Raw genomic sequence first — 7,843 nt, 5'->3', positions numbered from 1 at the left:
ACCGTTCAGACTATCGTCGCCGCCAAAACCGAACAACAGATCGGCACCGGCCAGTCCGCTTAACGTGTCGTTGCCGTCATAGCCATACAGGGCATCATCGCCCGCCGTCGCCTGCAACACCTTGTCCTTAATGTCATCCCAACCCCACACCGTCCCGTCACTAAACTGGATTTGTTCGACGCGGTAAGAGGCCGAGGCAAAATAATCCGCTAACCGCACTTCGTTGCCGCCACCATAACTCAGCAGCAAATCGTTGAAATTGGTGCGGCTGACCGTGGTAAGGTCGGCGACCGTCACATTGGTGAACTTAAGGACATCGGTGCCGCCATAATCGCTCAGCCAATCCGACCCGTCGGTTTTAGCGATCAGATAAGTGTCATCGCCCAACCCGCCGTCCATATTATCATTGCCCGCACCGCCCTTCAGCCTGTCGTTACCGCCATAGCCATACAGCGAATCAGTGCCCGCCAAGCCATTCAGCGTGTCGTTGCTGTCGTCATAGCCATATAAGAAGTCATCGCCGCTGGTGGGGGTTTGGTGGATATGCGCCTTAATATCCGTCCAACTCCACACCACCCCATCACTAAACTTAAATTGCTCAATGCGGGAGTCGGCCGAGCCAAAATAACTCCAAACCGTCAACTGGCTGACACTACCGCTATAATTCAGTTGTAAATTATAACCGTCGTTCGTCCGGCTGACGCTAACGCTTGTAGACGCGACATCGCTGAACGTGACGGTATCCGTACCGCCATCATCAATAATCGCATCCGTACCGTCATAAGGGGCGAACAGATAGGTGTCGTTACCCAACCCGCCATTCAGATAATCATTGCCTATCCCACCGCTGAGCATGTCATTGCCGCCGTTTCCATACAGCGTATCATTACCACCATAGCCATAAAGACTATCATCCGCATTCGAGGCGAAAAAATAATCACCATAGATACTACCGACATAAGTTGCCATTGTTTACCACCTTAGCTTGTGTGCTGAAAAAAACCAATACCCGAAACTAAAGTATAAACCGTACAAAAACTTAAAACGAGTAAATACGTCACAACCGGATAAAAATTTTGCCGTTTTTTAACAGTGGGTTAGCAGTGGGCTAAAAATAACCACGGCAAGTCTTATCGTAAAGTCGTCTGCTTCTGGGAGTGCGGGTAAGATGCCCGCGCTCCAAAGCGCGTAGCCTTTAGCGGTTGTCTGAATTATTTCTTCCCCCCCCTTTCTTCATCCATACCCGCCTTATTGCCATTCCCATCCACCCCAGCTTTCAAACTGCCATACAAAAACAAAGTGGTAGTTTGCCGCGCCCAAGCCTCAATTTCGGCCTCGTCAGGGGTTGTAGCCAAACCGAGTTGGAGTTTTTGGAAGCGTTCGCTACGGAACGCCCCTAAAAAATAATCGGCCAGCACTTGCGGGTCGGTGCCGAGAAAATGCCCCGCCTGCTGTTGGCGGGCAAAAAATTGCGCCAAATGCACTTGGGTGCGTCCTGGCCCTTGCTCATAAAACTGGGTGGCGAGATCGGGGAAACGCAAGGCTTCGCCTAACAGGATGGTGCGCAGACGCACGGCATCGGGCCTAGTGATGCCGTACAGAAAGTGTTTGGCGAAATCTAGCAAAGCCGCTTCCGGCTGGCCTTCCAAGACATTGTTCTCCGCCAAGACCGTCACAAAACGGTCGCTACAGCGCTTGATCACCGCCCCGAACAGCCCGGCCTTACCGCCGAACTGGCTGTAAATCGTCCGCATCGACACCCTGGCCTCTTTGGCGACGGTTTCCAAGCACAGGTTGCCATAGCCATATTCAAGAAAAAGCTGGGAGGCGCTGTCCACTAACCTGTCCCGACTGAGAGTTTCTTCGCCCTTACGCGGCCTTCCGCATTTAATCATTGTGTTATTTGCCTGCTAAATGAAATATCCCCTCACTTCGTATCCGAGGCTTTTCAAATTAGGAATTTTAAGGCCTACGGCGTTCAGATATAGATTTTATCTGAAATTAAATGGTAATATGTATTATCATTTAATCTGACTTGACCCTGGGGTGCAAACAGGATGAAAAAACACACTTGCTGGCTGGCCGTACTGGCAGTGGCGCTGCTCAGTGCCTGCAATAACAAGGCGGAACCCGGCAAAGCCCCTCAAGCCACGCCCCCCAATGTCAAAATCGCCCAACCTTTAGCACAAACCGTCACCGAATGGGACGAATTTACCGGCCATATTGAAGCGGTCGGGGCGGTTGATGTGCGGGCGCGGGTCAGCGGCTATCTGGAAAAGGTCAACTTCACCGCCGGGACTAAAGTAAAAAAAGGCGACCTGCTGTTTGTCATCGACCCTAAGCCCTACCAAGCGCAGTTAAATTATGCTGAAGCCGAGCGGGAACGGGCGCAAGCGCGGTGGGAGCAGGCGCAAAACGATTGGCGACGTGCCGAGCGGCTATTCCAGGCCAAAGCCATCGCCACGGAAGAGTATGATACGCGCCGCACCGGCCTGCATGAGGCTGCCGCTGCGGTCAAGTCGGCGGAAGCCAATGTCTATACGGCACGGATTAATCTGGACTACACCCAAGTCTATGCGCCGATAGATGGGCGGATTGGCCGCGAACTGGTGACGGTAGGCAATCTGGTCAGCGGGGACGGAACCGATGCGACGCGCTTAACGTTTATGGTCTCCACCGATCCGGTGTATCTGTATGCCGATGCCGATGAGCGTTCGGCACTGAAATATCGGCGTTTGCTCGCCCAAGGCGGCATGGCTATCGGACAAACGCCGCTGCAACTGGCGGTTGCCGATGAGACCGGCTTCCCCCATCAGGGCAAACTCGATTACTTGGCCCCGCGTGCAGACAGCGCGACCGGCACAGTGAGTTTACGCGGCGTATTCGCCAACCCGGACGGCTTGCTCAGCCCCGGTTTTTTCGCGCGGCTGCGGGTGCGCGGCAGCCTGCCTTACCCGGCGCTGTTATTGCCCGATAAGGCCATCGCCACCGATCAGGCGCAACGCTTTGTTTGGGTCATCAATGCCGCCAACCAAACCGAGTACCGCAAAGTCGGGCTGGGTGCGGCTATCGGCCAAACGCGGGTCATCACCGACGGTTTACAGCCCGGCGATTGGGTGGTGGTCGAAGGCTTGCAAAAACTCAAGCCCGGCATCACCGTCACACCGGAACGCACCGCCATCCCGGCCAACCAAACGGGGCAATAAGCCATGAACCGATTCGCCCACTTTTTTATTGACCGCCCCATTTTCGCGGCGGTGTTATCCATCCTCATCTTGTTGATCGGCGGCTTGGCCTTGCTTGCCTTGCCGATCGCGCAATATCCCGAAATCGCCCCACCTACGGTGGTCATCAGCGCCAGCTATTCCGGCGCCAACGCCCAAGTGGTCGCCGAAACGGTGGCGACCCCTATCGAGCAGGAGGTGAACGGTGTCGAAGATATGTTGTACATGTCTTCGCAGTCGACCAATAACGGCAATATGGTGCTGACCATCACCTTCAAATCCGGGACTAATCTGGATAAAGCCCAAGTGCTGGTGCAAAACCGGGTCGCCTTGGCTGAACCGCGCTTGCCCGAAGAAGTCCGGCGGCAAGGTATCAGCGTCAAAAAGCGCAGCCCCGATTTAAGCTTGGTCGTCAACCTGCTCTCCCCCGATAAACGCTACGACAGCATTTATATGAGCAATTACGCCTTGCTGCAAATCAAGGACACACTGGCGCGGTTGCCGGGGGTCGGTGATATTCTGGTGTTCGGGGCGCGTGATTACAGTATGCGCCTGTGGCTGAACCCCGAACAGATCGCCGCCCGCAGCCTGACCGCCAGCGATGTGGTCAACGCTATCCGCGAACAGAATGTCCAAGTGGCGGCGGGCGTGGTCGGCCAGCAACCGACACCCCAAGACGCGGATTTCCAATACACGGTCAGTACCCTAGGGCGGCTGATGCAGCCTGAACAATTTGCTGATATTGTCATCAAACAAGGCGCGGACGGGCAAGTGACCCGCCTGAAAGATGTCGCGCGTATTGAGCTGGCCGCTAAGGATTACAACTCCGGGCTGTTTTTGGACGGCGAGCCTAGCGTCGGTTTGGCGATCTTCCAGTTGCCCGGCTCCAACGCGCTGGACACCAAAAAAGCCGTGGTGGAAGCGATGGAACACCTAAAAACCCGCTTCCCAGAAGGTTTGGACTATAACATGGTCTATGACACCGTGGTGTTCGTGCAGCAGTCTATCGACGCGGTGATCAAGACCTTGTTTGAAGCCCTGTTGCTGGTGGTGCTGGTCGTGGTGGTGTTCCTGCAAAATTGGCGGGCGACCTTAATCCCCCTGCTCGCCGTACCCGTGTCGCTAATCGGCACTTTTGCGGTCATGGCGGCACTGGGCCTGTCATTAAACACCTTATCGTTATTCGGTTTGGTGCTGGCCATCGGCATTGTCGTCGATGACGCGATTGTCGTGGTCGAAAACGTCGAACGCCATATCGCCGAAGGCTTGTCGCCGCGCGACGCGACCCGCTTGGCGATGGACGAGGTGGTCGGCCCCATTATCGCCACCGCCTTGGTACTGGCCGCCGTGTTTGTGCCGACCGCCTTCATCACCGGAGTTTCCGGGGCGTTCTACAAACAATTTGCCCTGACCATCGCCGTGTCCACGGCCATCTCCGCCTTCAACTCACTGACCTTAAGCCCGGCCTTATGCGCCTTAATGCTCGGCGGTCATGGCGAAAAAGATAAGCTGACGCGGCTGATTGATGGCCTGTTCGGGTGGTTTTTTCGCGGCTTTAACCGCTGTTTCGACTGGTTCGGCACCGGCTACACGCGCTTGGTCGGCAGGCTGATCCGCATGGCGACCGTGGTGCTGGTGCTGTATCTGGGGCTGAACGGCCTAAATTTCGTGGCCTTTGATAAAGTGCCGACTGGCTTTATCCCGCAACAAGACCAAGGCTATTTGATTTTGTATGCGCAATTGCCCGATGCCGCTTCGTTAGGCCGTACCCAAGCCGTCGTCCAACAGGCCTCGCGCATTATCCTCGATACCGAGGGGGTCAAACATGTCAACGCCTACGCCGGGTTTTCGATTTTGAGCGGCTCCAGCCAATCCAATGTCGCCACGCTGTTTGCCCGCTTGGACAGTTTCGACAACCGCGCCAGCCACCCTGAGCTGCACGCCAATGCCGTCATCAAAAAGCTCCAGCAACGCCTCGCGGCGGTTGAAGGTGCGACTATCGCCGTGTTTGCGCCGCCGCCGATCCGGGGCATGGGGTCGGTGGGCGGCTTCAAGCTGCAAATCCAAGACCGGACCAATGCCGGGATTGCCGCACTACAACGCACCAATGCCGAACTGGTCAGCAAAGGCAACCAACAACCGGGCTTAGTCGGCTTGTTCACCACCTTCCGCACCAGCGTGCCGCAGTTGTTTGTCGATGTTGACCGTACCCGCGTCAAGGCGATGGGCGTACCGCTGTCAGACGTGTTCGACACCTTGCAAATTTATCTCGGCTCGCTGTACGTCAACGACTTTAACCAATTCGGGCGCACCTACCAAGTGGTGGCGCAGGCCGACGCGCCCTTCCGCATGAAACCCGAAGACATCACCCAACTGAAGACCCGCAACAGCCAAGGCGGCATGGTGCCGCTAAGTTCGCTGGTTAACGTGGAGGAAATCACCGGGCCGGACAAAATCACCCGCTACAATATGTATCCGGCCGCCGAAATCAACGGCAGCACCTTACCCGATGTCAGTTCCGGCCAAGCCATCACGATGATGAATCAGCTCATGGCTACCGAGTTGCCGCCCGGCTTCGATTTTGAATGGACCGAGCTGAGCCTGCAACAGGTGTTGGCGGGCAACGTCGCCTTATTGGTGTTCCCGCTCAGCGTCATTTTCGTATTTTTGGCCTTGGCGGCACAGTACGAAAGCTGGTCATTACCGTTTGCGGTGATCCTGATCGTGCCGATGTGCATCCTGTCGTCAATGGCGGGTCTCTGGATCAGCAACATGGACAATAACATCTTCACCCAAATCGGCTTCATCGTCTTGGTGGGGCTAGCCAGCAAGAATGCGATTTTGATCGTCGAATTCGCCAAGCAGCGCCAAGAAAGCGGCCTCGACCGCTTCCAAGCCGTGCTGGAAGCCTCGCGTATCCGCCTGCGGCCTATTCTGATGACCTCCTTCGCGTTCATCATGGGGGTGTTTCCGCTGGTGGTCGCCGAAGGTGCGGGGGCGGAATCGCGGCGGCTGTTAGGCACTGCCGTATTCAGCGGCATGTTGGGCGTGACCTTATTCGGCCTGTTACTCACCCCGGTCTTTTATGTGGTGGTGCAAGCCATCGCCCAGCGCTTACGGCCACCCGCCCAACCCTCCCCTGCCGAGGTGATACCATGAGAGCGCCGACACGCTTCACCTTAACCCAAGCCGCCCGCCTGATCGGCGCGGTCTGCGGTGCTGGTCTACTGAGCGCGTGTGCGGTTGGCCCCGATTATAAAGCCCCCGCCACTGCCACGCCGGGCAACTTCACCCAGAGCACACACCCCGAATTCTCGGCGCAAAACGTCGATTTCGCTTGGTGGCAATTGTTCCATGATAAAGAGTTGACCGAATTGGTCAGGCAAACGCTACAGCATAACTATGACCTGCAAACCGCCCGCGCCAACCTGCGCGAAGCACGGGTGCTGTATATCGAAGCGGGCTTAAACCTAGCGCCGACCGTGACCGCCCACGCCAATTATACCGAGCAAAAACGCAGTATCAGCGCCCTGAATAACCGCAATTTCGTACCGCGCGAACTGAAACTGTACAATTCCGGTTTTGATGCCTTTTGGGAACTCGACTTATTTGGCCGCGTCCGCCGCGATGTCGAGGCCAGCAATGACGAAACCCAAGCCCAAGAAGCCACCCTGCGCGACCTCAGCGTCAGCCTGATCGCCGAAGTCGCCAGAAACTATTTTGAACTGCGCGGCTTACAAAACCAATTGGCGGTCATCGAGAAAAACATCGCCAACCAAACCGAAACAGCGGCAATCACCACCGCCAAATTCGAACTAGGGCGCGGCACCGAACTGGACACTACCCGTGCGCAAGCCCAGCTCGATGCCACCCGCGCCACCGTGCCGCCGCTGCAAAGCAGCATTGACCAAGCCATACACCGGCTGGGCGTACTGACCGGACAACTGCCCGGCGCATTAATCGGCAAACTGTCGCAACCCGTCCCGTTACCCGCCATCCCAAAAACCATCCGTATCGGTAGCCCAGCCGACCTACTGCGCCGCCGACCCGACATCCGTCTGGCCGAACGGACTTTAGCCGCCTCCACCGCGCGGATCGGGGTCGCCACCGCCGACTTGTTCCCGCGCGTGAGCTTTGTCGGCTCCATCGCCCTGGAAGGCTACAATATGTCCAGCTTCACGGGCGCAGGCTCCGATTCCTATTCCATAGGCCCGAAAATCAGTTGGGCGGCGTTCGATTTAGGCCGCGTCTACGCCCGCATCAAAGCCGCCGATGCCCACGCCGAAGCCAGCCTCGCCCAGTACCAGCAAACGGTCTTAAACGCCTTGGAAGAAACCGAAAACACCTTAGTCGCCTATAATAAACAACGGACGCGGCAAGCGTGGCTGGTCTCGGCGGCACAAGCCAGCAAAAAAGCCCGCGACTTGGCGCGGCTGCGTTATCAAGAAGGAATAGCCGATTTTTTGACTGTACTGGATAGCGAACAACGCCTGTTACAAGATGAAAACCAACGCGCCCAAGGCGAAACCAGCACCGCAACGGCATTGGTCGCCTTATATAAGGCCTTGGGCGGTGGCTGGGAAATGGCTAGTGCGGAAGAGAAAAAACCCTGATGTTAT

The 7,843-nt window shown here is 56.4% G+C and carries 5 protein-coding genes; 3 read left to right on the top strand and 2 right to left on the bottom strand.

Annotation, left to right across the window (positions count from 1 at the left end):
- On the bottom strand, positions 1-969 hold a 969-nt coding region (locus tag AADEFJLK_RS25070; RefSeq protein ID WP_282957359.1), incomplete at its 3' end, for a calcium-binding protein.
- Positions 970-1,211: 242 nt separating this feature from the next.
- Entirely contained in the window at positions 1,212-1,895 is a 684-nt protein-coding gene (locus tag AADEFJLK_RS09155; protein ID WP_103974029.1) for a TetR/AcrR family transcriptional regulator, read from the bottom strand.
- Positions 1,896-2,057: 162 nt separating this feature from the next.
- On the opposite strand from AADEFJLK_RS09155, the gene AADEFJLK_RS09150 reads away from it, so the two are divergent.
- From AADEFJLK_RS09150 to AADEFJLK_RS09140, 3 genes are read left to right on the top strand one after another with little or no spacing between them, the layout of a single operon-like run.
- Complete coding sequence (locus AADEFJLK_RS09150) at positions 2,058-3,206, top strand: efflux RND transporter periplasmic adaptor subunit (protein ID WP_103974028.1); 1,149 nt, start codon at positions 2,058-2,060, stop codon at positions 3,204-3,206.
- A 3-nt stretch (positions 3,207-3,209) separates the two neighbouring features.
- Positions 3,210-6,383, top strand: a complete 3,174-nt coding sequence (locus AADEFJLK_RS09145; RefSeq protein ID WP_103974027.1) for an efflux RND transporter permease subunit — start codon at positions 3,210-3,212, stop codon at positions 6,381-6,383.
- A complete protein-coding gene (locus tag AADEFJLK_RS09140) occupies positions 6,380-7,837 on the top strand; it encodes an efflux transporter outer membrane subunit (protein ID WP_103974026.1) in 1,458 nt (485 codons plus the stop codon). The genes AADEFJLK_RS09145 and AADEFJLK_RS09140 overlap by 4 nt, the downstream gene beginning before the upstream one ends.
- The last annotated feature ends 6 nt before the right edge of the window (positions 7,838-7,843 follow it).

Origin of the sequence: Methylovulum psychrotolerans (genome assembly GCF_002923755.1) — a bacterium.
Classification (GTDB): Bacteria; Pseudomonadota; Gammaproteobacteria; order Methylococcales; family Methylomonadaceae; genus Methylovulum; species Methylovulum psychrotolerans.
The sequence above is the reverse complement of the archived record's forward strand: the minus strand, read 5'-3'. Positions and strand labels throughout refer to the sequence as shown.